The organism is Muricoprocola aceti (assembly GCF_025567005.1).
Classification (GTDB): Bacteria; Bacillota; Clostridia; order Lachnospirales; family Lachnospiraceae; genus Marvinbryantia; species Marvinbryantia aceti.
In genome coordinates, this window is record NZ_JAOQKE010000019.1 from 1 (window position 1) to 25,345 (window position 25,345).

Below are 25,345 nucleotides of genomic sequence, written 5' to 3' on the forward strand. Positions count from 1 at the left end.
TTTATTTATTTTTCAATCTTTCGATTGAAGCTTTGTGTTTCTTGCTGTCTCTCTCAGACAGCTTCATTATATTATCATCCGTACCAGCATTTGTCAACAGTTTTTTTCATTTTTTTACAAAATTCCCATTCTTTTTATATCTTTGTCATTTACAAAGTTAAATTCTACTCTTCCATATAATCTGATTTTGCAAACAGACTTCGTAATTTTCGCTGTTTTCCATTCCTGATATGCCAGATCAGAATACAACAATACCCTCAGGCAGGAATAGCTATTCCTGCCTGAGGGTGTCATTTTATATTTTTGTAAAGTTCTGTCCGGTATCACACCAGCGATCCTGATACATTACATAAATGTTGTATTCATCTGGTTCCAGATTCTGCAATGGAACTGGCAGATGTTCATAATGTTGCAGATAATCCGCAACACGAAGCACAATCTGTGTGGTATCGTACACATAAGTATGTTCTGCTCCCCGGAATACAATCTGTGAAACCTGGTGATCAAGTGTTCCCACATAGAGTACACTTCCCGTCAAATGTAATGTCACGTTTTCCTGGCTGATCACAGCCTGTGGTGCAGTCACATTTTCCGGATCTGTCACTTTTACCGGCTGGATCAGTTCTCCACGGATGGTATTTTCTTCCAGTTTCATCGACGCGGCCAGATCATTGTAGTCGATCTGCATCTCACAGGCTCTGTAAAAGGTAGTCTTGATACTGAACTGATTCAGAATCTCTTCTGTATCATAGTCAAATTCGTAGGTCATGCCTTTTCTCTTGTCTTCTGCACGCGGTACCCATCCACACATACCAAATACATGTCCACTTTCTGAATCATATATCATAGATGATGTGATTTTTGAGTAAATCGTCGGAATTTTCTTAATCTGACGCACGGTACCTGCTGCCTCATCCACTGAATATACCAGCAGATAAGATGCATCATCATTATCATAATAATCCAGCTTGCTTTTTCGCTCTTTTACATAGTGGTTATCATACATGCTGATCTCTATGGTATCTGGATTGCCGTCCATATCTTCTTCCATCTCATATGCCGTATGCTGCTGAAAATGATAGACAAATTCCCCCTCTGGCTGAAGCACATAGGATTCATATTCCGTGCCCTCCCAGAATCTTGGATCGCAGAGAATCCACTGAATCTCTTTTGTATTCCAGTTCAGCTTGATCACGGATTCAAGATTACGGGCGCTGATCAGAATCGTATCGCTTTCCGGCTGATAGGATACTGTATTGACATGCACCCAGTCTGCCCTGTCCACATATTCACAGTCCAGAAGATCCTCCAGTACCAGTTCATTCACCACTTTTCCTGTCTGTCGGTCAATCTCCTGTATCACATTCTCATAATGTGATTGCAGAGAACTGGTGAGCACCAGAAGATTTCCTCCCGGCTCCTTTTCGATCACCTCATGATGGCTTCCGCCTGCCAGATAATACATGGTATAAGCCCGGCCCAGATAATCCATCTCATATAGATTGGTTGACTGCGGCTTCTCCATATTCGGTACATAGGCTGCTGTATCCTGCCAGATCATCCTGTTATTGGATAATAAATAAAGTCCATAGTTCGCAGTTTCAATATTCATATACCATCGGATATCACCCATGCAGTCATAAGCAAATGGCAAATGTGTCCGCTGACCGTATACCATGGTCAGTTCATAAGCCGATATCCCACTTGTCTTTACCGGATAAATGCTATCCGTCAGCTGATCTGGCAGTACTTCTGTGCTGATCTTCACTTCCTGACTGTCTGTTGCATTTCCATCTGCATCCAGAAGCTCCAGTACTACTGTATTTTCTATTCCTGGATACAGACCAATCACCGGCACTCGATGAGACACAGCTGCTTCTACTTCTCCAGTAATATCTGCTGCTTCCGTTTTTCCCTTTACCGTAAAACGCACAGCACACGCTTCCGGCGTATCAAATAAAATAACAGCTGTCAGCGGTGCAATCTGATACGGGTTCACAATTGTCATCGGTTCTTCCCAGCTATATCCATTCTCCTGTTCCGCCTGAAGCTGTTGATCGATGGCATAAGATGTGGCTACTCTTGTCTGTTCCACTGGTATTGTAGTCTCAATCTGTGCAGACGCTGCATCATTTTCCAGAACAGCTGCCCGGTTCTTCAAATCTCCAGACACGGTCACCTTCTGCCCATAATATCCGTATGTGTTTTTTCCTCTGTACTCACTGTACAGTGGCATCCGAAATGAGCGATATGTCAGCACATCATAGGAATTTCCGGATATGGTCAGTTCATAAGTCAGCTTGCCATTATCCACCTGATCAATATGGGTAGTTTTTGTCAGTCCTTCTTCAAACATATCCTTTGGATAATAATCACTTCTGTTTTCTGCTTCATTATGCAGATGAGAACCAGCCGTGATCCAGAGATGCTCCCAAGTTCCGTCCAATGATTCTACTCCGGAGATCCAGTCCGAATACCAGTCTGCTCCCCGTTCTTTCCCGTACTGAAATACCTGTGATACTGTCATGTTTTCCGTATCAATACGATAAATGACTGCTCTGGAATATACCTCATCCCCACTGACTCTTTTTTCTTTGTCTGCCCGTTTCACCTTCGCCGTTCCATTGTCAAACAAACAGATATCTCCATTATCCAACAAGGACACATTATGCTGTGCATAGAACCATTCAAACGTCTCTCCCTGTGGCGTGAAGAAACAGGACGCATCCACATTCTCCCATCCTGTTGGATCGCCCAGTATCCAGGCCAGTTCCTTTTCTTCTTTTTTCACTGCCACGATCGCATCTTTATGTCTGGCTGAAAGCAATACCAGATCATGTTCCGCATCATACCACAGACCATTATTATGAAACCAGTCTGTTTCCTCGCTGCCATCGCTATCCATAGATGCTGACTGTCCATCTTCCTCACTGATGAGATCCTTCATATCCAGCTCCCATACCACCTTGCCACTCTTCCGGTTAATCTCCACCACGTAATCTTCCACTGTGGAAAAATCTTCCCGATCCGAAGCAATCAGCAGATTACCATTTGGCAATTCTACAAAATCATGGTGTTGTCCACCCGGAACATCATACTTCTGATAAATTTTACCCATAAGATCAATTTCCAGCAATCCATCTTTATAATAGGTAGGATGCAGCACTTCCGATGACGGAATACACAAATGCCCGTTACGCAACAGATGTACGCCCAAGGCACCTCCCATATTGGTATAGAAGCGCATATCTCCGGCACCATCCAGTGCATACAGTGCCCCCATAACAGAACATACAAAAGTCAGCTCAGAATAGTCATAACTGCTCTCATCTATCATGTCTGCCTGAATGGTTCCAAGATCCACATTGACTGGTTCCGTTTCCACAGAAAATGTAGTTGTTGTTCCATCATCCAGGGTAATCACTACTTCTGTTGCCTGACCGCTGTATAGCCCATAGATCGGCACCATATGATCTGTTTCCGCTTCAAAGGTTCCGATAACATCATTTTCCTGTGATTTTCCTTTTACAGTCACTGTTCCCCCCAGCGCCTCTTCTGTGGAAAAAACAGCCATGGCACTTAACGGTGCCGTTCCGTAGGGATTAACCACAATCAGTGCATCCTCCAGTGTATATCCATTTTCCAGTTCCTGTTGCAGGGCTTCATCTACACCATTTTGTTTCTCGATCAGAGCATCATCTGCAGACATTTCACTTTCTGTTTCTGATTCCTCTTCTTCAGCCAGAACCATTCTTGATTCTGTAGCTTTCGTTTCTGCTGCACTTCCTGCTGCAAGCATGATTCCAAGTATGGCTGCCGCCCTCATAACTCTGCCTTTTCTCATCCCGTCCTCCTGCTTTTCTTTTTTGATATCAAAAGACTCCAGATTACTTATAACGCCTGCTGATAGCTTTCCGCCTCAAACGGATAGCACAGTTCCAGATTTTCTGCATTTTCATCAATTTCGAACGCAATCCAGCCTTCATTAGATCCGAAATTCAGTGTATTCCCTGTCATGCGTGTCATACCAAGGTCTGTCAGGAATTCATCCGACATTCTGGTATATTCCGTTCCGCTGCCATCTGTCAGCTTCAGCTTATCCCACTCGATGGTTTCTTTGCTTCCATCCTTCTCAACCAGCAGCTTGATCAGGCAAAATGTTTTTCCTGCATCCGCCTCTTTCTGATAGTCACTGGTTTCCACCCCGGTATATCCAAGTTCTACACTGACATTTTCCAGCGATGTATTTTTCTGCACATCTTCTACCGTAATCTTCCATCCTGCTACGGACACTGTCTCAGTCGCACTATCACCTGCTGTATCTGTTGCCGCTTCTTCTGCCTGGCTTTCTGCACTCTGCAGCTCTGTCGGCTGGATCTCAGTCGGTGCGCTCGATGTTCCTTCTGTACTCTGCTCTGTCGTCTGTGCTCCACAGCCGGTCAGTAACGCTGCTGCCAGCAGAATTCCTGCTATCTGTATTCCATTTTTCTTTCTCATCCTTTTTCTCCTTTCCTGCTTCAACTACGGTTCTTTCCTTTCTGGAAGTTCCATCCAGAATGTAACTCCGCATTCTTTATTTTCCACGCCACAACTGCCCTCATGGTTCTCCACAATCTTGCGAACCACAAACAGTCCAAGTCCAATATTCCCGACATCCTGTGCCGATGGCTTTTTCTTTCTGGATGACGTATAGAAACTGTCCCAGATATGATCCATGCGTTCTTCCGGTATCGTTTCTCCGTCATTATAGACTTCCAGCCTCAGGAACTGCCTTTCTCTCTTTAGCGTAACAGCGATTCCTTTTCCCTGTTGTGTATGCTGAAATGCATTCATCAGATAATTGTTCACAGCTCGTTCCAGATACATTCGATTGCCATACACATATCCATCTTTTACAAACTTCTGCTCCACCTTAATCCCATTCTTTTGAAACAAGGCATCATATCTGAGCATCAGATATTCCAGCATCTCTGATACATTTACCCGGCTTCGTTCCATGACGCTGAGCTGATTATCCAGCATGGAGAAATCCAGCAGTTCTCCTACCATCTTAGACATCTTATCCAGTTCTTCCCGAATGGATGCGTAATAATATGGACGATCTATTTTGTCTTCTGCAATCTCAAGCATCTCCACCTGACTGGATACCACGGCCAGTGGTGTCTTCAGTTCATGAGATATATTCGCCATAAACTCTCTCTGACTTTCCAGCAACTGATACTCTGACTGCCTGGACTGTTTCTTTCTGCTCTTCTCTTCTTTTTTCATGCATAGATACCAGCCAGCCACAATCAGCATTAATGCAATCGAAAAATAGGTTACCGTTCCCTGAATGATATCCAGCCCTGACTGTACATCTTTTTTCACATAAACATAAAATATCTGATCTCTCTGGATGACTTTTCCCCGCAAAATCAATACCTGACGCAATTCCAGATCTCTTCTCTCGACCGGAGCCTTTTCTGTATACTTGTCCAGTCGGGTTCCAAATTGTTTATTAATATAGTCTTTGGGCACTGCACTTTTGGAGGTATAGATCTGATCCAGCTTCTCATTGACAATCATGACTTCAAATTTTTCTTTCTGAAACTCATTCAGTGTTTCCAGATCATCATCATCCAGATCATTTAAATCCATTTCCTTCATTTCCCGGTACAGTCGCTTCATGGTTCTGGTCTTTTGTTCGGTATAAAGTGGGTAGCATCCCACAGCATACAGGCAGATCATCAGCACCAGCGCTGCAATCAGATACCAGATTTTGTTCCATGTTTTACATTTTTCCATCAGTTTCATGTGGATCCTCCCCGAAAATATATCCTATACCATAGACGGTACGAATATAGTTGCATTGCTCGCCCAGCTTTTTTCGAAGTTGTTTTACCAGTGTGTCAATCGTTCGCACATCGCCAGTATAGTCATACTCCCAGACTGCATCCAAAATCATATTTCGCGGAAGCACAATTCCCACATGTTCCATAAAATATACCAACAGATCAAACTCTTTTCTGGTCGTCTCCATCAACTGATCTCTGCAATATACCAGCTGCCCGGAGAGATCTGCCCGGAGTTCTTTGTATTCCAGCATACTGCGCATCTTTCCTGCTCTTTTCAGTACTGCTTCAATATGAAGTTTTACCAGCCCAAGGGTAAATGGTTTCGTAATATAATCATCTGCCCCTTTTTCGAATCCGCTCATCTGATCCACGACTGCCGATCTGGCTGATAAGATAATTACTGGCACTTCTGACAGCTTTCTGATCTCCTTCAGGACTGTATAACCAGAAATATCCGGAAGCATCAGATCCAGCAGCACCAGATCGATTTTCTTCTTATTTTCTCTGAAAATATCCAGTGCCTTTCCGCCAGCTATGGCATGGAGTACTTCATAATTCTGAATCCTGAGAAAATCTGTCAGAGTCTGAGCCAGCTTTGGTTCATCCTCTACGATAAGAATTTCTATTTTTTTCACGTTACTTTTCTCCCTTTTTATCCATGTGCATCATAGCACGAAAATTTGATACAATTATGAGGAAAACGGACTACACATATGCAGCCCGTTTTCCACTTTTCTATATTTCATATAGTTTTAACTGATGTAGTGCCCTGGTGGCATTGATATAAAGTGCCTGTTTTTCCAGTGGGGACTGATATTGCTGTACATTTGGTACATAGACTGCATCAAATTCCAGTCCTTTGGCCAGATAAAATGGCATCACCGAAATTCCCGTATGAAACTTCATACTGTCTTTCGTAAGAAGATCTGCTTCTATCCCTGATTTTTCAAGCATTCTATAGAACCGGTCAGCTTCCTCCTGTGTCAGACACAACACACCCTGCGTACGATATACTTTTCCTGCTCTCAAATCCTCTGTCATGCACTCTGCCATCTGTTCTTCTGATTTCACTTGTGCTATATGTGGTCTCTCACAATGACGGTCCACATACTCCGTATCACTGTCTTTGTTCAGAATCTGCTCTGCAAACTCCATAATCTCGCAGGTGGAACGATAAGACTTCTTCATATCAATATAGAACATCTCTTTTCCATAAATCTCCGGCAGGAACTTCATCACATTGGTCTGTTTTTCTCCCATCGTCTGCTTGCAGTCACCCAGAATGGTCATCGGACAGTCAAACATTTTCTGAAGAATCCGATACTGAATGTAGGAATAATCCTGCATCTCATCAATTACTACATGTTTTACCCGCCGTCTTTTTGGCAGCTCATCCATTGTATACTTCAGATAAAGAAGTGGGTACACATCTTCATATGGAATCTCCTGGCCATGGATCAGCTGTTCTTCCCGTCCACTTTCCACCAGAAATCTGTTATACAGCTCCAGTGGATCCCTGGTCACATACATCCGGTTCATCTTTTCCAAGAGTTTATCTTTTTCTTCGTCTTCCATATCCCGGTTCTGCAAAGTCTCCTGCTCATCAATCAGATATTCTGCGATTTTCTCCATGCGTGCCAGCATCGGCACGTCACAGCAGGTCTCATAAAAGAACTTTGAAATCTTCTCTTCCGGACAGACGATCTTCTTATATTGAAAGTCCTGAATATCCACATTTTCCCATTCCTGCTGCATTAAAAAAAGATCCAGTTCCTGTACAAATTCCCTGGACTGTTTATAATCTGCCTCTTCAGGCCGCTTACCATGCAATACCGCCTCCAGTTCATCATACTTATCCAGTGCCTCTCCATAACAACTCAGCTCCCGGTATGCATAATCATCCAGCGTCATCTCACAGATATTCTCTTCTCCCAGTTCTGGCAAAATTCTGGAAATATAATCACCAAAAATACTATTCGGCGACAACACCAGCACCTGGGCTGCATTTAGTGATTCTCTGTTGTGATATAGCAAATACGCAATTCGATGAAGAGCTACCGATGTCTTGCCACTGCCTGCACATCCCTGCACTACCAAAATCCGATGTTTCAGATCCCTGATGATGCTGTTCTGCTCCTTCTGTATAGTCGTGACAATACTTTTCAGCCGATTGTCTCCATTTTCTGACAATGCCTGCTGCAAAATTTCATCATCAATATTCATCTCTGTCTCCAGAGCGAACATCAGCTTTCCTTCCTGGATCTTATATTGGCGTTTTCTGGTAATTTCACCATGCATGATTCCCATAGGCGCAGTAAACTGTGCCTGGCCTTTATCATAATCATAAAACAATCCGGACACCGGTGCCCGCCAGTCGTATACATAAGCCCTCTGTCCATGGTCATCGGTCAGATTCCCTGCTCCCACATAATAGACTTCCGGTTCTTCTTCTCCTTCATAGCAAAAGTCCACCCGTCCAAAATATGGCGAATCCATCATTTTTTCGTACCGTTTCCGATCTCTCTGATATTCTTCCTGCTGGGTCAGTCTGGTCTTCAATGCCATTTTATTATCGAACATTTCATAACCAAACTCGTCAAATTCTGTATAGTTTTCCCAGAAATAGTCATTCATGCTCTCCATATCTTTTGCATTGTCTCCCAGCTTCTGCACGGTTTCTGCATACTTTTTTGCTGCTTTTTTCAACACCAGCTTCAGATAATTTTCCTCTTCTATTCTCATGTTCTGCCATACCTTTTAGTCATAATCTACTTTTATCAGGGTCAGTCCCTGAGCCGGTGCTGTCGGTCCGGCCAGCTTACGGTCTTTTTTCTCCATAATCTCAGCCACCTCTGCCGGCTGTATCTTTCCATATCCCACATCAAGTAATGTGCCTGTCAACACTCTGACCATATTCTGCAGGAATCCGGTTCCGTGGAACGTAAAATAAATATATCCTTTTCGCATTGTGATATCAATCTGATCCACGATCCGCACCGTAGACTTTTTCATTTTTGGATTGGTGCAGAAGCTGGCAAAATCATGTTTTCCCTTCAGATATTCTGCTGCCTCCTGCATTGCTTTCACATCCGGCATCTTTTCCAGTGAGGTCACATACTTCCGGTCAAAAATAGTCTTTACCTCACCTGCATAGCAGGTATACTGGTATGTTTTTCCTACTGCATTGTATCTGGCATGAAAACGTTCAGATGCCTCACGCACTTCATTCACTGCAATATCATCCGGCAGATAGCGGTTCATATAATCCCGGATCTCTAGCGGTGTCATTTCCACATCCAGGAAAATATTGGCCACCATGGCTCTCGCATGCACCCCTGCATCCGTCCGTCCTGCTCCATTTAACTTCAGTTCTGCGATCGGCACTTTCTCGTCGCACATACGGAACAGTACTTTTTCCAGTTTTCCCTGTATTGTTTCCCGGTCTGGCTGATGCTCCCATCCATAATATCGAGTACCATCGTAACTAATGATCATTTTATAATTTTTCTTCATATTTTATATTCCCGGTGGATTCTTTCTTTTATTATTTTAAATAATTTCTGTTCACATATCCATATTTGTTCAACTGTGGAGCATATACATACCAGTATGTGCTGTCACTGGTATCCTGTACATAAACATAATCTCCGTTATACAGTCTGCCAATCTCATTGGCTGCATCATAAGCCTTTGCATTTCTCAATGCCAGATAATAAGTGGTTCCTGTTACATAATACTTTGCACCACTGATGATATCTGGTGCAATCAGATAATCCTTATTCACATACCCATACTTATTCAGTTTGTCGGAATATACATACCAGTAACCACTATCACTTGCATCTAACACTTCTACCGTATCACCAGTATATAGCTTTCCAATCTCATTACGGTAGTCATATGCTTTTTCCGTTCTCAACGCCAGATAACCGCTCTGTACACTTACCGTATAATCCGTGTCATCTGTGATCCCACTGTAAAACAGATAGTTATTATTCACATATCCATACTTATTCAGTTTGGAAGAATATACATACCAGTAATCTCCTGAACCATACTCTTCTACCTCCACAGTATCTCCGGTATATAACTTTCCAATCTCATTGCGGTAATCATAGGCCTGTGCAGTGCGGAGAGCCAGATATCCTTTTTCCACTCGAACTGTATAGGTGTCCACTGTTGCCGCACTTCCAGAGCCTCCTGCAGCAATCCATATACCGAATATCAGCAATGCTGCCATCATCCATTTTCTAATATTTTTCATTTCCAGACTCCCCCATATTCCTGTCATAATGCACCTCCTTACCAGAATTTTACTGTTCATTTTTATTATACTAAACTATCTGATATACCGCAACCAGCTTCTTTATATATTTGCATGCATGAATATACAATATTCACAAATTTATTTTATAAATATACATTTCCAAAATTATTAGCTTTATTTAGCCGTAATTGTATGCTATAATGGCAAAATAAATAAGCCAAATCACTATATATAGGAAAGGAAGAGAAAAATGGAATGGTTTCAAACATGGTCAGCTGACTTCTGTGATACCTTTACCAGATGTTTCATCAAGGACAACCGTTATATGCTTCTGCTGGACGGTATTGGTGTAACAATCCGTGTATCATTGGTAGCTGTGCTGATCGGTATTGCGATAGGTCTTTTGATTGCCCTGTGCAACCTGTCCAGCAATAAATTATTAAAGCTGATCGGTGGTATTTATACCGATGTCATCCGAGGCACACCATCAGTTACTCAGCTGATGATCATTTATTTCGTTATTTTTGCATCTGTAAACTTAAGCAAGTGGATCATTGCTGCAATTGCTTTTGGTATCAACTCCGGTGCTTATGTATCTGAGATTATCCGTGCCGGTATTCTTTCTGTTGATAAGGGACAGACAGAGGCCGGACGTTCTCTGGGACTTAGTGCTTCCCAGACGATGACACGAATCGTCATCCCTCAGGCAGTAAAAAATATTTTCCCTGCTCTCTGCAATGAGTTCATTGTTCTGATCAAGGAGACTGCTATCGTTGGTTATGTCGGACTGATGGATATCCAGAAAGCCGGAGATTTTATCAAAAGTGCCACATTTGAAGCATTCATGCCTCTTATCGGCACAGCAATTATTTATTACGTACTGATCAAGATCCTGACTCTGGTTCTGAACCGTGTTGAGAGCCGTCTGAGAGCTTCAGAAGTACGTTAGAAGGGAGTAACGAACGCATGATCAAAGTAAAGAACTTACACAAGCAGTTCGGAGACCTGAAGGTATTAAATGGAATCAACGAACATATCGAGGCAGGAGAAGTGGTAGTTGTGATCGGACCTTCCGGTTCCGGTAAAAGTACTTTCCTGCGTTGTTTAAATCTTCTGGAAGATGTGACAGAAGGTGAAATTTACGTAGACGATGAGATGATTAATGCACCATCTGTTGATGTCAATCTGATCCGTCAGAAAATGGGAATGGTATTCCAGCATTTTAATCTGTTCCCACACTTAAGCATTATGGATAATATTACACTGGCTCCGGTTCTTTTAAAGAAAATGACCAAAGAAGAGGCCGTGAAGAAAGGTCAGGAGCTTCTGACTACTGTAGGTCTTCTGGATAAAGCCGATGCTTACCCGGCACAGTTATCCGGTGGGCAAAAGCAGCGTGTGGCTATCGCCAGAGCGCTGGCCATGAATCCGGAAATTATGCTTTTTGATGAGCCAACTTCTGCACTTGATCCTGAGATGGTCGGTGAAGTACTGGATGTTATGAAAGATCTGGCCAAAACCGGTATGACCATGGTGATCGTTACCCACGAGATGGGATTTGCCCGTGAGGTTGCTTCCCGTGTTCTGTTCATGGATCAGGGACAGATTCTGGAGAGCGGTACACCGGATGAGGTATTCAATCATCCAAAGAATGAACGTACTAAGAATTTTCTTAGCAAAGTATTGTAAGAATGTCTAATTTCTGTTTCAGAAATTTCACATATATTTTTCAAAAAGAAAAGGAGAAAAATTATGAGAAAAATGTTTAAAATCGTAGCTGCTACAGCTGCCGCAACCATGCTTTTAGGAGCTTCCGCCTGTGCAGAAGACGGAATGATCAAGTTTGGAACCAATCCAGAGTTCCCACCATTTGAATACATTTCCGCTAATGGCGTACTTGGTGAATACGATGGTATTGATATGGCTATTGCAGCAAAGATCGGTGAATTAACCGGTATGGATGTTGAAATGGAGTCTCTGGAATTTGATTCTCTTCTGATCGCTCTTCAGAATGGCCAGATCGATGCTACTATCGCTGGTATGACCATCACAGACGAAAGAAAAGAAGCCGTAAACTTCTCTACACCATACTACACTGCTACACAGGTTATGATCGTTCCTGAAGATTCTGATATCGAAAAAGCAGAAGATATGGCCGACAAGAAGATCTGTGTTATCCAGGGTTACACAGGTGAGACCTGCGTAAACGAAATGGGTTACAAATATGAAGCATTCAAAAAAGGTACCGAAGCAATCATGGAACTGGTAAATGGCAAATGTGATGTTGTTGTAATCGACTCCGCTACTGCTCAGAACTACGTAAATGATAACGAGGGACTGAAGATCGTAGAAGATCCGGATGCATTCGCTTCTGAAGAATATGCTATCGCAGTAAACAAAGACAACACAGAACTGCTTGACACTATCAACGAAGCAATCGATACTATGCTGGAAGACGGAACTATCTCCGAAATCGCTGCACAGTATGCAGAAGCTGATACTGAAGAAGAAACAGAAGTTGCTTCTGAAACAGAAACTGAAACAGAGACCGTTTCTGAATAATTCTGTCCAGACAGTCAGAGAGCCACCCAAAATGATATGATACCCTCAAGTAGAACACAAAAATATAAAAACCTACTTGGGGGTATTTTATGTCCAGAAAAAGTAAAATTGATGCAGTAAAAAAGGTAGAAATCGTAGAAAAGTACCTGAACGGAGAACTTAGCCAAAAAGGTGCCGCAAAAATGTGCGGTGTAAATAAGCGGAGTGTTCAGGATTGGATCAGGATCTATAAGACAGACGGACCAGAAAGTTTACTGTCCCCTAAGACAAATAAACGCTACTCAAAAGAATTGAAATTACAGGCAGTTCATGCGTACCTTTCCGGAGAGGGCTCGTTAGATGAAATATGTGTAAGATTCGGAATCCGACAGCACCCTCAACTTTCAAGTTGGATCAAGGCGTATAATGAAGGTAAGGAATTAAAAGAACTTACCGGAGGTAGCGCTATGAAGAAAGCAAGAAAAACAACACTGAAGGAACGAATCTGCATTGTAAAAGACTGTCTTGACCATGACCGGAATTATGGGTCAATGGCCTTGAAGTATGATTGCTCCTATCAACAGATCCGAAATTGGGTGGACCGGTATGAAAAAATGGGAAGTGCCGGTTTGGAGGATCGGAGAGGCAGGCGGATCGGCTCTAAGCCAAGCCGCACTCCAGAAGAAGAATTACGGGACCGTATCGCAGAGCTGAAACGTAAAAATAAAGACTTACAGATGGAGAATGACCTGTTAAAAAAAGTAAGGGAATTAGAAAGGAGGGATCGCTTTCTTTAATACATAAATTATGTGAATATCAGGCAATCAGGGAACTGTCCAAATCAAAGGGATATCCGGTCAGACAAATGGGCAGATACCTTGGAATTACTCGTTCTTCTTATTACCGATGGCTGAAACATCCAAAAAGTGACAATGAGATCAGGAATGAACAGATTGCCGATATTATCAGGAAAATACATCAGCTGCATCCAGATATGGGTTATCGGCGTATCCGTGATGAACTGGCTGTAAATTATGGGATTCCTGCCAATGATAAGAGGATCCTGAGAATCTGCCGGAAAATCGGAATACAGTCATCTATCAAATGGAAACCGAAGAGCTGTACGAAAGCAGACAGGAATCCTTCCCACATTGCGAAAAACTTTCTTCATCGGGAGTTTCACGCAGATAAACCGAATGAAAAATGGCTGACAGATGTAACAGAGTTCAAATATTATATAGGGGTAGAAGTACACAAAATATATTTAAGTGCGATTCTTGATCTGTGCGACCGCAGGATTGTTTCGTATAAAATCAGCGCGCATAATGATAATTCCCTTGTTATGGATACATTTGATCAGGCGGTAACGGCAGAGCCTGATGCGCATCCGCTTTTTCATTCGGACCGGGGATTCCAATATACCAGTCAGGCATTTTATAGTCGGCTGAAGAAACATCATATGAAACAAAGTATGTCCAGAGTTGCACACTGTATTGACAATGGACCAATGGAAGGATTTTGGGGAATCTTAAAACGGGAAATGTATTATGGGAAACGCTTTACATCAAAAGAAGAATTAATCCAAAGCATCCAAGACTATATTGAATACTATAACAACCGACGACTACAGCGTAAGTTGCATATAATGACACCGATGGCCTTTCATGAACTTACGTTGAAAGCAGCATAAAAATACCGCCAGCCGGTTAATAGGCTGACGGAGAAAAAATTATTATTTTTCATTGTTCTCTTGACGGGTAGCACACCACTATGCAATGGAATAGTATGTGGTTATTTTTTTGAACATATGCTAAATGATAAGTTGCTATAAATAACAAAATGAGATATAATGAAAAACATAATTGAACAGAAGTCAGGGGATAGATCTGATGATTTTCTTCGGAAATAAAAAACGGAGGAAAAGGAGATGAACACAATGGAAGTGTTGACACTGGTGTTGGTAATTTTTAATGTGTTGACATACATAGAAAATCATCAGAAACGAAAATAGCTATCCTCTATGACCGTAGAGGATAGCTGGTAACTATAAATTATTCATGCATCCGAAGCAAAATCACTAGACTCACGACTGTCTTTTGATTACTTCTAAGTAGATTATACATATGGCGCTTGATTTTTTCAAGTGTCATATGGCAAAAAAAATGCAAAATAATATAAAAAAGTGCTTGACGAATGGCATAATTCATTGTATACTAATGAAGTGTTCGAGAGAACCGATCGATGTGGGGTCTTAGCTCAGCTGGGAGAGCATCTGCCTTACAAGCAGAGGGTCACAGGTTCGAGCCCTGTAGGCCCCACTTATTTTTTCGGTATGGATCACAAAAATATGGCGGAATAGCTCAGTTGGCTAGAGCACACGGTTCATACCCGTGGTGTCGAGAGTTCAAATCTCCCTTCCGCTACTACACAGCCTGGACAGTTTGTCCAGGTTTTTTCGTTTCTTATTACACACAGATTTTACATAATCTTTTCATTTCCCTGATAGCAGATTTTACACACAACCCATAAAATCCCTTATAGAAGTTCCAACAAGGGAACTGACATGAGGAGGAAAATAAAACATGAAGAAAAAAACACTGGCAGCATTTCTGATGATGAGTACGGTTCTGGCATCTGCTTCTGTATGTTATGCAGACGATGCAGTGGATTTGAATGCAGCATCACTGGATGAGATTACGGAAAAAGCAAAAGAAGAAGGCACTGTTGAATCCGTAGGTATGCCGGATACATGGGCAAACTGGGGATTAAGCTGGAAGGCACTGGAAGAAGAATATGGAATCAGCCATGCAGATGCAGATATGTCATCAGCGGAAGAACTTCAGATGTTTGCCACAGAAGGCGATAAAGGAACAAAGGATATCGGTGACGTAGGACAGGCATTTGGTCCACAGGCAGTGGAGCAGGATCTGGTGCAGGGGTATAAAACTTCTTACTGGGACAGTGTTCCGGACTGGGCCAAAGGAGAAGATGGAAAATGGATGATTGCCTATACAGGTGCAACCACATTCCTGACGAATACTGATGAAGTGGAAAATGTACCAACATCCTGGGCAGATCTCAAGGATGGAGACTATACGGTAGCAATCGGAGATATCAATGGAGGAAATGCACAGGCTGCTGTGATAGCATCTGCGTATGCATTTGGCGGTGATCTGGATAATCTGGATCCGGCATTTGATTTCTGGACACAGATGGCAGAAGATGGACGAATTAATACACTGGATATTCTGCAGCAGAACTTTGAAACAGGAGAAGTACCGGTGGGCGTCATCTGGAGCTTTACAGCAATTCCATATAAGAATGCGATTAGCCAGTACAATATGGAAGCAACTATTCCTTCAGATGGTTCCATCATGAGTGGTTATGCTTCTGTAATCAATAAATATGCACCACATCCATATGCAGCTGCACTGGCCAGAGAATATATTTTCAGTGATGATGGACAGGCCAATCTGGCACTGGCCGGAGCAATTCCTACCAGAACAGATGTGGAAATTCCGGAGGACGTACAGGAAGCATCCTTTACCCCAGATGCTTATGCCAATGCGATTCCAATGGAAGATACCGATGCTTATGCAAAAGCTTGCGAAAATGTAGTGACAAGATGGCAGGAAGAGATCATTCCACTACTGGTACAGTAATATGAACAAAAAGAAGAACATTTATCTTATGGCGTTGCTCCCATTTCTGGTGGTAGCGCTTTTATATGAAATCGTTCCGTTGCTTATGGTGATTAGGAACAGCTTTCAGTCGGATACAGGGGCAGGAATCTCCCTGGAAAATTATCAGACGATTGCGGAAAAACTGCTTTATCAGAAAGCAGTCTTTAACAGTATACGAATATCTCTGATCTCTTCGCTGGGAGGAATTGTGGTGGCTTTTCTTGGAGCTAAAGCCATTGCGGAGAGCAAGGGGAAAATTGCTAATCTGTTTATGACCATATTGAACATGGTATCCAACTTTGCAGGTGTACCGCTGGCCTTTGCTTACATGGTATTGCTGGGAAATGCAGGATTTATGGTACATGTGGGACAAAAACTTGGAATTTCCGCATTGGCGGATTTTGATTTGTATACCTCAGATGGTATGAGCATGATCTATATTTATTTCCAGATACCATTGGCTACCTTGCTGCTGGTTCCGGCATTTGCGGGAATTCGAAAAGAATGGAAAGAGGCAGTGGCATTACTGGGTGGAAAAGAAGGAATATTCTGGAGAAAAGTAGGTATTCCAGTACTGATGCCGGAGATTCTGGGAACCTTTAGCGTACTGTTTGCCAATGCACTGGCTGCCTATGCAACAGTCTATGCACTGATGATGAATAACATCTCTCTGCTTCCGATCCAGATCGCAGGCAGCTATGTAGGGGAAGTGAAAACAAGACCGGGACTGGGAGGAGCATTGTCCGTCGTGATGATGGTACTGATGTGTCTGATGATTTTGGTGACCAACTGTTTGTCACGGCATTTTCGGAAAGGAGGGAATCCTTTATGAAGAAAAAGACGAAGGCAGCTACTTTTTTCATGATCTTCATTATGATGTATCTGTTACTGCCACTGGTGGTAACAATTATCTATTCCCTGTTTCAGAAATGGACCGATATTGTACCGGAACAGTTTTCACTGGAAAGTTATATGATTATTTTACAGGATAAGGAATTCCTGCTTTGCATCGTAAGAACGCTGGCAGCCTGTGTCATTCCTATTGGCATAACCGTGTGTATCATATTGCTGGCAATGTTTGTGACAACGGTGTACTTCCCATCTCTGGATAAATATGTGCAGATTATCTGTATGATTCCGTATACCATTCAGGGAGTGATTCTTTCCGTCAGTATTTTAACGGCATATATCCGGGCAGGAAGTGTTCTGGGAAACCGTCTGGTGATGCTTTTTGGAGCTTACAGTGTCATCATCATGCCATATATTTATCAGGGAATCAAAAATGGTATGAGTGCTATCAATGTAAAAGTTCTGACAGAGGCAGCAGAGATGCTGGGGGCTGCCAGAATGTATGCATTCTTTCGAATTATTGTACCGAATATTTTTTCGTCTATCATAGTGTCTGCGTTGCTGGCGACAGGTATTATTTTTGGAGATTATGTACTGGTGCGCAATCTGACCGGAACATCTTTCCAGAATATGCAGATTTATCTGTATCAGACTATGAAGTCAGACAGCACCAAAGCAAGTGCCGTATTTGTCATTATTATGTTGATTACATGTTTGATTACGGCAGTCACACTTTACCTGAAAAACAAAGAAAGAGAAAAATAAAATGGCATATATAGAAATGAAACAGATCGTAAAAAAATACGGCACCACCAGTGTATTAAAGCAAATCAATCTAGACATAGAGAAGGGACAGCTGGTTACTCTGCTGGGACCATCCGGATGTGGAAAAAGTACACTTTTACGTTGTCTGTCCGGTCTGGAAGAAGTGACATCCGGAAAAATTTTCCTGGATGGTCAGGATATTACCGAACTGGAACCACGAAAAAGAGAAATCGGGATGGTGTTCCAGCAGTATAGTCTGTTCCCCAATATGACGGTGGTTCAGAACGTTGCTTTTGGGCTGAAACTGAAAAAGAAGTCAGAAGGGGAGATCAGAGAAAAAGTAAAAAATATACTGGAGATCGTGGGACTTTCACAGCAGGCAGACCGTTATCCGACACAGATATCCGGTGGACAGCAGCAGCGTGCAGCACTGGCCCGTGCGATCATAACAGAGCCGAAAGTATTGCTTCTGGATGAACCTTTGTCTGCTATTGATGCACTTCTGAGACGTTCATTGCAGAACGAGATCCGAAGAATACAGCAGGAACTGAATATTACAGCAGTATTTGTAACTCATGATCAGAGTGAGGCTATGGTGATGTCAGATATGATTCATCTGCTGTATCAGGGACAGATCGAACAGTCAGCACCTCCTGCGGAAATGTATCTGCATCCGAAGACCAGATTTGCAGCGTCCTTTATTGGAAATTATAATATCTATACGGATGTCCAGTTTCATCAGATGACCGGGCTGAAGCTGGATCGGGAAATGCTGGTATTTCGGCCGGAGGCAGTCATGTTCTGTGCTCCTGACAGAACAGAAATGAATAATTATACCATGAAAGGAACTATAAAATCAATAATTGCCCATGGCAATGTACTGCGTTATACAGTGGATGTCAATGGGGTACCAGTCAATGTAGATACGTTATTCCAGGGCGAAGAAAGATATGAAAAGGGACAGGAATGTTATCTTAAAATCGCTGAGAAGGACTGTATTTCTTATTAAAAATGGGAGGAAAAAGAAATGATTCTGAATCTGGCACACAGAGGATTTTCGGACGAGTATCCGGAGAATACGATCCTGGCATTTGAAAAAGCAAAAGAAGCAGGGTTTGATGGAATTGAACTGGATGTACAGCTATCCAGAGATGGAGAACTGGTCGTGATCCATGATGAAGAATTGAAAAGGGTAACCGGTGAGCCTGGATTTGTCTGGGACTATACTCTGGAAGAGTTAAAACAGATGAAGGTGCTGGAATCTTGTGCGTGCGCAGTCCAGCGAATTCCTACTTTAAGGGAGTATTTCGAAGAGATCTATCCATCGGAAATGATCACGAATATAGAACTGAAGACCAGCTGGAATGAATACCGGGGAATAGAAGAAAAAGTGCTGGCTTTAATTGATGAATTTGATGTAAGGGAAAAGATCTGGATTTCTTCGTTTAATCATTTTTCTGCACTGCGTTTTAAGCGGCTTTCACCGAACATAAAATGTGGCTTGCTGGAAGAAAGCAGGATGGTGGGAATGGCGGAATATGCCCAGGGCCTGAATATGGATTTTCTCCATCCGGTGTATTACACTGTAACCGAACGTTATGCGCAGGAAGCATTGATGCGGGGACTGGAAATCCATGCATGGACCGTGAATGAGGGAGAAGAAGCGCATCGTCTGGAACGGATGGGGGTACAGGCGGTCATTGGAAACAGACCTGTTGTACGTTAAGACTATAGATTGAAACTATAGCAGGATATTTTTTCCATATATTAGACAGCATAAACCTACTGTGTTACTATGATTACATCAAAAAACGAAAACATACATCGAAATATCATATAGAGAACACGGAGGAGAACAATCATGGCAAACATTAACGATTCTAAAAACTGGGGATTTGAAACAAAACAGCTGCATATCGGACAGGAACAGGCTGATCCTGTCACCGATGCAAGAGCCGTTCCGATTTACGCAACAACTTCTTATGTATTCCATAATTCACAGCATGCAGCGGACAGATTTGGTTTAAGAGATGCAGGAAATATCTATGGAAGACTGACGAACCCGACCGAGAGCGTATTTGAAGAACGTATCGCAGCACTAGAAGGTGGAAGTGCAGCACTGGCTGTAGCATCTGGAGCAGCAGCAATTTCCTATACATTCCAGGCACTGGCAAAATCCGGTGAACATATCGTAGCAGCAAAGACGATCTACGGCGGAACATCCAATCTGCTGGCGCATACTCTGCCACTGACAGCCGGAATTACCACAACGTTTGTAGATCCGGAAGTAGAAGGTTCCTTTGAAGCAGCCATTCAGGAAAATACCAAAGCAATCTTTATCGAGACACTGGGAAATCCAAATTCCAACCTGATTGATATTGAAGCAGTTGCAAAAGTAGCCCATGCACACAATATTCCACTGGTAGTGGATTCCACATTTGCGACACCTTTCCTGATTCGTCCGCTGGAATACGGAGCAGATATCGTAGTACATTCTGCAACGAAATTCATCGGTGGACATGGAACTGCCATCGGTGGTGTGATCATCGACGGAGGAAGCTTTGACTGGAAAGCATCCGGCAAATATCCATGGATCTCAGATCCAAATCCAAGCTATCACGGAGTATCCTTCAGCGAAGCATCAGGACCGGCAGCATTTGTAACCTATATCCGTGCCGTACTCCTTCGTGATACCGGTGCTACACTTTCTCCATTCCATGCATTTATCTTCCTCCAGGGTCTGGAAACACTTTCTCTGAGAGTAGAAAGACATGTAAGCAATGCACTGAAGATTGTAGAATACCTGAACAATCATCCACAGGTAGAAGCAGTACATCATCCATCACTGCCAAGTGAACCAAGCCACGAACTATACAAAAAATACCTTCCAAATGGTGGTGGATCCATTTTCACATTTGAGATCAAAGGGGATGAAAAGACAGCACAGAAGTTCATCGATCATCTGTCCATTTTCTCACTGCTGGCCAATGTAGCTGATGTAAAATCGCTGGTTATTCATCCAGCTACTACTACACACAGTCAGTGCACCGAAGAAGAACTGTTAGATCAGGGCATCAAGCCAAATACCATCCGTCTTTCTATCGGTATTGAAAAAGTAGAAGACCTGATTGCAGCACTGGATGCAGCATTTGAAGCAGTAAAATAAGAGAAAGAATAATGGGCTGTTGCAAAATAGATGAGTAATCTATAGAGCAACGGCTCTTTTTTTGCGTTTAAATGAAAAAGCATGCTCCGAAGAACCTGCTTTTCATGGTATAATTCACTAGGGAAGTATCGAATTCAGTGCAGAGAAAAAGAGCGGTTCTAAGAAAAGACAAACTGCTCTGAATGTGATTCTTTCCGATATTTTAAGAAGAATGAAAATTTTAGAAAAAACAGTGGTTTCGTGTACTTAGGGCTAGCCGTCGCGCTAACGAATTGGTACAATCAGAAGAGAAGAAAATGCTGTCTGAAATTACGGAGGTTTGTGTTATGGCATGTACAATAAAAGATGTTGCTAAACTTGCGGGAACATCCATCGCAACGGTATCATTTGTGATTAATGAAAAAAAAGGAGTAAAACCGGAGACTCGTGAGAAGGTATTAAATGCCATTCAGCTTTTAAATTACCAGCCCAATATCAGTGCAAGAAATCTGGTAAAACAAAAGACAAACACCATAGCGTTTATTGTAACGGATATCAAGAATCCTTTTTACAGCTCCCTTGCCTATGAAATGCAGCAGGCAGCAACTCAGAATGGATACGGTCTTTTACTCGGAATCTCCAACAATGATATCAGAGAAGAACAAAGACTGGTAAAAATGATGATTGCCAGAGGCGCAGATGGAATATTACTGGTCGCCTGCCAGAAGAGTTCCCATGATCCGCAGGATATGGAGCACCTGTATGAGTGTAAACGAATGGGAATTCCGCTGCTATTTGTGACAAATAAATATTATGAGATTGTAGAAAATGGTGTAACCACAGATTACAAGGCAGCTATGTATGAACTGACTGCTTATCTGTTAAAACGAGGATGCAGGAAAATCGTATTTTTCTCAGATGGTTATGGTCCGTATTATTCCAGAACACGAATTGACGGGTTTAAAGAAGCGTATGAGGATGCCGGACTGTCATATGATGAAAGGTGGATTGTGAACGGAAAGACAGCAAATACCGTGACCGGAAAAGCCTATACCAAGGACAGTATTCTCGACATGAAGCCGGATGCGATTATCTGCATTAATGCGACCAGTGCTTTAGGTGTCATGGCATGTCTGAAAGAAGAGGGAATATCGGTACCGGAAGAAATCTCTGTGGCATGTTTTGATGAATTGGATTATAACAATGTACTGTATAAGCCATTGACTTACAGCAGACAGAATATAAAAGAAATATGTGAACAGTCACTAAAACGCTTTGAAGAAATAGAAAATGGAGAAACAGAAAAACAGGATATACTGATCCCTGGCGAACTTTGTGTCAGAGAGACTGTAAAATAGATCTAAACGTTTAGAATATGAAAACGGAACATAAAATATGACAGATCTGAAAGCAAATGAAAAAGATCTGTCATATTTTATGCTGTACATAATGAACAAAAAATAAGACAAAGAATTAAATAAATTGACGAAAAGGTCTATGCATTCCATATTTACGTTGACAAATGCAATAAACGATGATATTTTTAAATCAATCAAAACGTTTAGAAAATCAAAAATGAAAAACAAAACCATAAAATACAAATAAATATAAAAGACAGCATAAATAAAAACTAAACGTTTTGAAAAATGCAGGTGATAGTAGGGAGGAAGTAAAAAATGAAAAGACGGGTAGTGACAGCAGTAGCAATTGGAGTGCTTGGTGTAATGGCACTGGGAAGTGCAGTAAACGCAGAAGGTGAAACAAAAAAAATCGCATATACAACGATGACGCTTGCTTCTCCTTATTTTACTAAGGTATCACAAGGAATTCAGGCTGCCTGCGAAGAACGCGGATGGGAATGTACCGTACAGGATCCGGCTATGGATGCAGCCAGCCAGCTTTCAGCAATCGAAGACTTTATCAATCAGGGTTATGATGCAATCATTATTTCAGCAGTAGATTCAGCTGCATGCGTAGATGTAGTAAAAGAAGCTCAGGAAGCTGGAATCAAAGTAATCGGTTCTTCTACAGAAATTGAAGGCGAAGATGCATTTGTAAGTGCTGGTGAATATGATATGGGTGAAGTTCTCGGAACTGCTATCGGTGAATGGGCACAGGGAAATCTGGATGGTGATCTTACCGGAGTGACATTTGGAACCATCAATGACCCAAACGTAATGATCCGTGAACAGGGGATGCGAGAAAGCTTTGAAAAAGCATATACCAATGGAAGCATTTCCTGGATCAATGAGCCGGGAACCATCGGGGGTGTAGATTCTGATGATGGTATGAATAATATGGAAGCAATTCTTCAGTCCAATCCAGATATCAACATCATCATGGGATCAAATGATGCAGGTATCCTCGGAGCTTATGAAGCTGCAAAGGCTGCAGGAAAAGATCTTACAAAGATGGCATTTGGTGGTGTAGACGCAGTAGATCAGGCGTTGGATGAGATCAAAGCGGAAAAAGAAGCAGGTGAAGGCGCTTATCGTGCAACCTGTGATAATACACCATATGCACATGGAATGAAAGATGTGGATATCGCAGAACAGCTTTTTGATGGAGAAACATTTAATGAGCAGATTCTGATTCCTGCAAAAGCAGTTACATGGGACAACATTGATGACTATTTTACAGATGAAGTGACAACAGAAGAAGAGACTACAGAAGCAGCAAACTAAGATGGTTTAGAAAAATGCCTCCTCAGTGTTCAGCTGGGAAGGCATTTTTACAGGAGAGAGTAAATGGAGAATTACATACTCGAAATGAAAAATATTACCGTATCCTTTCCGGGTGTCAAGGCTCTTGACGGTGCAGAGTTCTCCTTGAAGAAAGGAGAGATTCACGCACTTTTAGGGGAGAATGGTGCAGGAAAATCTACTTTGATGAAGGTACTGACCGGTGTGAATCATTTGGACAGCGGGCAGATTCTCTATGACGGTAAAAGTTATACTGGATTTCACATAGAGCAGGCAAAAGAATTGGGAATCAGTATGATCTATCAGGAACTGAATCTGGTTCCGGAACTGACTGTTTATGAAAATATTTTTCTTGGAAAAGAACTGCGTAAAAATGGACGGATTGACAAGAAGAAAATGATTCAGACTTCTGCAGATATTATAAAGACTCTTGGAATAAAAATGGATCCGCTGGAAAAAATAAAAAATCTGACCATGGCATATCGCCAGATGGTTGAAATTGCCAGATCCATATTAAATAATCCGAAAATTCTGATCATGGATGAACCTACCGGCCCGCTGACAGATAATGAAGTAATCATACTTTTCGATACTATGAAGAGATTGAAAGAAAAGGGCGTTTCTATTATTTATATTTCACATCGTCTGGAAGAAATCTTTATGGTATGCGATACCTGTACAGTTTTCAGGGATGGACATTTTATCCAGACTATGGATGTAAAAGATACCGATAAGAATGAACTGGTAAAACTTATGGTAGGGCGGGAACTGAACAATCAGTATCCGAATCGTATTCCGGTTCCGGAAAATGCAGGAAATATTCTGGAAGTGAAACATCTGAAAGCAGAGAAAGTTCATGACATTTCATTTAGCCTGAGAAAAGGTGAAATCCTTGGAATTGGTGGATTGGTTGGAAGTGGAAGAACGGAAACCCTTCGCGCTCTTTTCGGTGCTGACAACCATACCGGAGAAATTATAAAAAATGGGGAAAAAATAAAGATTCAGTCACCAGAAGATGCCATTAATCATGGAATCGTACTGGTTACAGAAGATCGAAAGGGACAGGGGTTGCTGCTGAACCTGTCAGTATCAGATAATATTGTAATGCCGACCTTAAAGAAACGAAAAAAAGGACTGTTTTTGGATAAAAAAGGAATTGGAACAGATGTGCAGTCCATGATTTCACAACTGCGAATCAAGACACCTTCTGAAAATCAGATTGTTGCATTCTTAAGTGGCGGTAATCAGCAGAAGGTCATCATTGGACGCTGGTTGATTGCAAATTCTGACATTATTCTATTTGACGAACCAACCAGAGGAATTGATGTGGGGGCCAAGTATGAGATTTATACTCTGATGAATGAACTGAAAAAGGCAGGAAAGTCAGTGATTATGGTATCTTCGGATATGCCGGAATTGATGGGGATGTCAGACCGCATCATTGTGTTGGCGGAAGGGCGGCTTACCGGTTCCCTGTCGGATGCAGATCATTTCAGTCAGGAAGAAATTATGGCCAGTGCTTCTGATATTTAATAAAGAAACAGTAGAAATGAGGAAAA

Annotated in this window: 21 protein-coding genes and 2 tRNA genes; 16 read left to right on the forward strand and 7 right to left on the reverse strand. The window is 42.1% G+C overall.

Translation table 11 applies throughout. The features are described 5' to 3' along the window. Nucleotides 1-295: 295 nt before the first annotated feature. The 7 genes from OCV47_RS12430 to OCV47_RS12460 form a co-directional block, all read right to left on the reverse strand. Nucleotides 296-3,844: an aryl-sulfate sulfotransferase gene (locus OCV47_RS12430; RefSeq protein WP_262655405.1), complete on the reverse strand. Its 3,549-nt coding sequence runs from the start codon at nt 3,842-3,844 to the stop codon at nt 296-298. Nucleotides 3,845-3,891: 47 nt separating this feature from the next. After that, nucleotides 3,892-4,497: a DUF4352 domain-containing protein gene (locus OCV47_RS12435; RefSeq protein WP_262655406.1), complete on the reverse strand. Its 606-nt coding sequence runs from the start codon at nt 4,495-4,497 to the stop codon at nt 3,892-3,894. A gap of 24 nt (nt 4,498-4,521) precedes the next feature. Then, nucleotides 4,522-5,793: a sensor histidine kinase gene (locus tag OCV47_RS12440; protein ID WP_262655407.1), complete on the reverse strand. Its 1,272-nt coding sequence runs from the start codon at nt 5,791-5,793 to the stop codon at nt 4,522-4,524. Next, nucleotides 5,771-6,469 (reverse strand): response regulator transcription factor, encoded by a 699-nt coding sequence (locus OCV47_RS12445; RefSeq protein ID WP_256301602.1) that lies wholly within the window; start codon nt 6,467-6,469, stop codon nt 5,771-5,773. The genes OCV47_RS12440 and OCV47_RS12445 overlap by 23 nt, the downstream gene beginning before the upstream one ends. Before the next feature lie 100 nt (nt 6,470-6,569). Further along, on the reverse strand, nt 6,570-8,576 hold the full coding sequence (locus OCV47_RS12450) for a HelD family protein (RefSeq protein WP_262655408.1): 2,007 nt from the start codon (nt 8,574-8,576) through the stop codon (nt 6,570-6,572). A 15-nt stretch (nt 8,577-8,591) separates the two neighbouring features. Then, nucleotides 8,592-9,347 carry a tRNA pseudouridine(38-40) synthase TruA gene (truA, locus tag OCV47_RS12455; protein ID WP_262655410.1) on the reverse strand — a complete coding sequence of 252 codons (756 nt, stop codon included), beginning with the start codon at nt 9,345-9,347 and terminating at the stop codon, nt 8,592-8,594. 31 nt (nt 9,348-9,378) lie between these two features. Beyond that, a complete protein-coding gene (locus OCV47_RS12460; protein ID WP_262655411.1) occupies nt 9,379-10,125 on the reverse strand; it encodes an SH3 domain-containing protein in 747 nt (248 codons plus the stop codon). Between the two features lie 226 nt (nt 10,126-10,351). Between OCV47_RS12460 and OCV47_RS12465 the strand changes: the two genes are divergently transcribed. The 16 genes from OCV47_RS12465 to OCV47_RS12540 all read left to right on the forward strand — a co-directional run bounded on the left by OCV47_RS12465 (nt 10,352) and on the right by OCV47_RS12540 (nt 25,319). Continuing rightward, nucleotides 10,352-11,050: an amino acid ABC transporter permease gene (locus OCV47_RS12465; RefSeq protein WP_256301595.1), complete on the forward strand. Its 699-nt coding sequence runs from the start codon at nt 10,352-10,354 to the stop codon at nt 11,048-11,050. A 17-nt stretch (nt 11,051-11,067) separates the two neighbouring features. After that, the gene (locus OCV47_RS12470) at nt 11,068-11,790 is read left to right on the forward strand and encodes an amino acid ABC transporter ATP-binding protein (protein WP_262655412.1); all 723 of its coding nucleotides are present in this window, start codon (nt 11,068-11,070) and stop codon (nt 11,788-11,790) included. A 63-nt stretch (nt 11,791-11,853) separates the two neighbouring features. After that, nucleotides 11,854-12,663 carry a basic amino acid ABC transporter substrate-binding protein gene (locus OCV47_RS12475; protein ID WP_262655414.1) on the forward strand — a complete coding sequence of 270 codons (810 nt, stop codon included), beginning with the start codon at nt 11,854-11,856 and terminating at the stop codon, nt 12,661-12,663. 89 nt (nt 12,664-12,752) lie between these two features. After that, nucleotides 12,753-13,439, forward strand: a complete 687-nt coding sequence (locus OCV47_RS12480; RefSeq protein ID WP_262655415.1) for a helix-turn-helix domain-containing protein — start codon at nt 12,753-12,755, stop codon at nt 13,437-13,439. A gap of 35 nt (nt 13,440-13,474) precedes the next feature. Further along, a complete protein-coding gene (locus tag OCV47_RS12485; RefSeq protein ID WP_262655458.1) occupies nt 13,475-14,332 on the forward strand; it encodes an IS3 family transposase in 858 nt (285 codons plus the stop codon). 555 nt (nt 14,333-14,887) lie between these two features. Beyond that, nucleotides 14,888-14,960, forward strand: a tRNA-Val gene (locus OCV47_RS12490). 31 nt (nt 14,961-14,991) lie between these two features. After that, nucleotides 14,992-15,065 (forward strand) — tRNA-Met (locus OCV47_RS12495). A gap of 159 nt (nt 15,066-15,224) precedes the next feature. Then, nucleotides 15,225-16,304, forward strand: a complete 1,080-nt coding sequence (locus OCV47_RS12500) for an ABC transporter substrate-binding protein (protein WP_262655417.1) — start codon at nt 15,225-15,227, stop codon at nt 16,302-16,304. Between the two features lies 1 nt (nt 16,305). Beyond that, nucleotides 16,306-17,157: an ABC transporter permease gene (locus OCV47_RS12505; RefSeq protein WP_262655418.1), complete on the forward strand. Its 852-nt coding sequence runs from the start codon at nt 16,306-16,308 to the stop codon at nt 17,155-17,157. Further along, a complete protein-coding gene (locus OCV47_RS12510; RefSeq protein WP_262655420.1) occupies nt 17,154-17,939 on the forward strand; it encodes an ABC transporter permease in 786 nt (261 codons plus the stop codon). Before OCV47_RS12505 ends, OCV47_RS12510 begins: the two co-directional genes overlap by 4 nt. Before the next feature lies 1 nt (nt 17,940). Further along, the gene (locus OCV47_RS12515) at nt 17,941-18,948 is read left to right on the forward strand and encodes an ABC transporter ATP-binding protein (RefSeq protein WP_262655421.1); all 1,008 of its coding nucleotides are present in this window, start codon (nt 17,941-17,943) and stop codon (nt 18,946-18,948) included. Between the two features lie 18 nt (nt 18,949-18,966). Beyond that, nucleotides 18,967-19,665 carry a glycerophosphodiester phosphodiesterase gene (locus OCV47_RS12520; protein WP_262655422.1) on the forward strand — a complete coding sequence of 233 codons (699 nt, stop codon included), beginning with the start codon at nt 18,967-18,969 and terminating at the stop codon, nt 19,663-19,665. A gap of 135 nt (nt 19,666-19,800) precedes the next feature. Then, complete coding sequence (locus OCV47_RS12525) at nt 19,801-21,105, forward strand: O-acetylhomoserine aminocarboxypropyltransferase/cysteine synthase family protein (RefSeq protein WP_262655423.1); 1,305 nt, start codon at nt 19,801-19,803, stop codon at nt 21,103-21,105. A 326-nt stretch (nt 21,106-21,431) separates the two neighbouring features. Beyond that, nucleotides 21,432-22,442, forward strand: a complete 1,011-nt coding sequence (locus OCV47_RS12530) for a LacI family DNA-binding transcriptional regulator (RefSeq protein ID WP_262655424.1) — start codon at nt 21,432-21,434, stop codon at nt 22,440-22,442. Nucleotides 22,443-22,760: 318 nt separating this feature from the next. Then, entirely contained in the window at nt 22,761-23,768 is a 1,008-nt protein-coding gene (locus tag OCV47_RS12535) for a sugar ABC transporter substrate-binding protein (RefSeq protein WP_262655426.1), read from the forward strand. A 63-nt stretch (nt 23,769-23,831) separates the two neighbouring features. Next, nucleotides 23,832-25,319 carry a sugar ABC transporter ATP-binding protein gene (locus tag OCV47_RS12540; protein WP_262655428.1) on the forward strand — a complete coding sequence of 496 codons (1,488 nt, stop codon included), beginning with the start codon at nt 23,832-23,834 and terminating at the stop codon, nt 25,317-25,319. Nucleotides 25,320-25,345 lie beyond the last annotated feature (26 nt).

What these genes read in the sequence shown, in the direction of transcription:
- OCV47_RS12510 (WP_262655420.1), top strand. Translation starts at nt 17,154, where the DNA reads ATGAAGAAAAAGACGAAGGCAGCTACTTTTTTCATGATCTTCATTATG.
- OCV47_RS12540 (WP_262655428.1), top strand. Translation starts at nt 23,832, where the DNA reads ATGGAGAATTACATACTCGAAATGAAAAATATTACCGTATCCTTTCCG.
- OCV47_RS12500 (WP_262655417.1), top strand. Translation starts at nt 15,225, where the DNA reads ATGAAGAAAAAAACACTGGCAGCATTTCTGATGATGAGTACGGTTCTG.
- OCV47_RS12470 (WP_262655412.1), top strand. Translation starts at nt 11,068, where the DNA reads ATGATCAAAGTAAAGAACTTACACAAGCAGTTCGGAGACCTGAAGGTA.
- OCV47_RS12460 (WP_262655411.1), bottom strand. Translation starts at nt 10,125, where the DNA reads ATGACAGGAATATGGGGGAGTCTGGAAATGAAAAATATTAGAAAATGG.
- OCV47_RS12535 (WP_262655426.1), top strand. Translation starts at nt 22,761, where the DNA reads ATGAAAAGACGGGTAGTGACAGCAGTAGCAATTGGAGTGCTTGGTGTA.
- OCV47_RS12475 (WP_262655414.1), top strand. Translation starts at nt 11,854, where the DNA reads ATGAGAAAAATGTTTAAAATCGTAGCTGCTACAGCTGCCGCAACCATG.
- OCV47_RS12525 (WP_262655423.1), top strand. Translation starts at nt 19,801, where the DNA reads ATGGCAAACATTAACGATTCTAAAAACTGGGGATTTGAAACAAAACAG.
- OCV47_RS12530 (WP_262655424.1), top strand. Translation starts at nt 21,432, where the DNA reads ATGGCATGTACAATAAAAGATGTTGCTAAACTTGCGGGAACATCCATC.
- OCV47_RS12440 (WP_262655407.1), bottom strand. Translation starts at nt 5,793, where the DNA reads ATGAAACTGATGGAAAAATGTAAAACATGGAACAAAATCTGGTATCTG.
- OCV47_RS12505 (WP_262655418.1), top strand. Translation starts at nt 16,306, where the DNA reads ATGAACAAAAAGAAGAACATTTATCTTATGGCGTTGCTCCCATTTCTG.
- OCV47_RS12430 (WP_262655405.1), bottom strand. Translation starts at nt 3,844, where the DNA reads ATGAGAAAAGGCAGAGTTATGAGGGCGGCAGCCATACTTGGAATCATG.
- OCV47_RS12515 (WP_262655421.1), top strand. Translation starts at nt 17,941, where the DNA reads ATGGCATATATAGAAATGAAACAGATCGTAAAAAAATACGGCACCACC.
- OCV47_RS12435 (WP_262655406.1), bottom strand. Translation starts at nt 4,497, where the DNA reads ATGAGAAAGAAAAATGGAATACAGATAGCAGGAATTCTGCTGGCAGCA.
- truA (WP_262655410.1), bottom strand. Translation starts at nt 9,347, where the DNA reads ATGAAGAAAAATTATAAAATGATCATTAGTTACGATGGTACTCGATAT.
- OCV47_RS12520 (WP_262655422.1), top strand. Translation starts at nt 18,967, where the DNA reads ATGATTCTGAATCTGGCACACAGAGGATTTTCGGACGAGTATCCGGAG.
- OCV47_RS12465 (WP_256301595.1), top strand. Translation starts at nt 10,352, where the DNA reads ATGGAATGGTTTCAAACATGGTCAGCTGACTTCTGTGATACCTTTACC.
- OCV47_RS12480 (WP_262655415.1), top strand. Translation starts at nt 12,753, where the DNA reads ATGTCCAGAAAAAGTAAAATTGATGCAGTAAAAAAGGTAGAAATCGTA.
- OCV47_RS12450 (WP_262655408.1), bottom strand. Translation starts at nt 8,576, where the DNA reads ATGAGAATAGAAGAGGAAAATTATCTGAAGCTGGTGTTGAAAAAAGCA.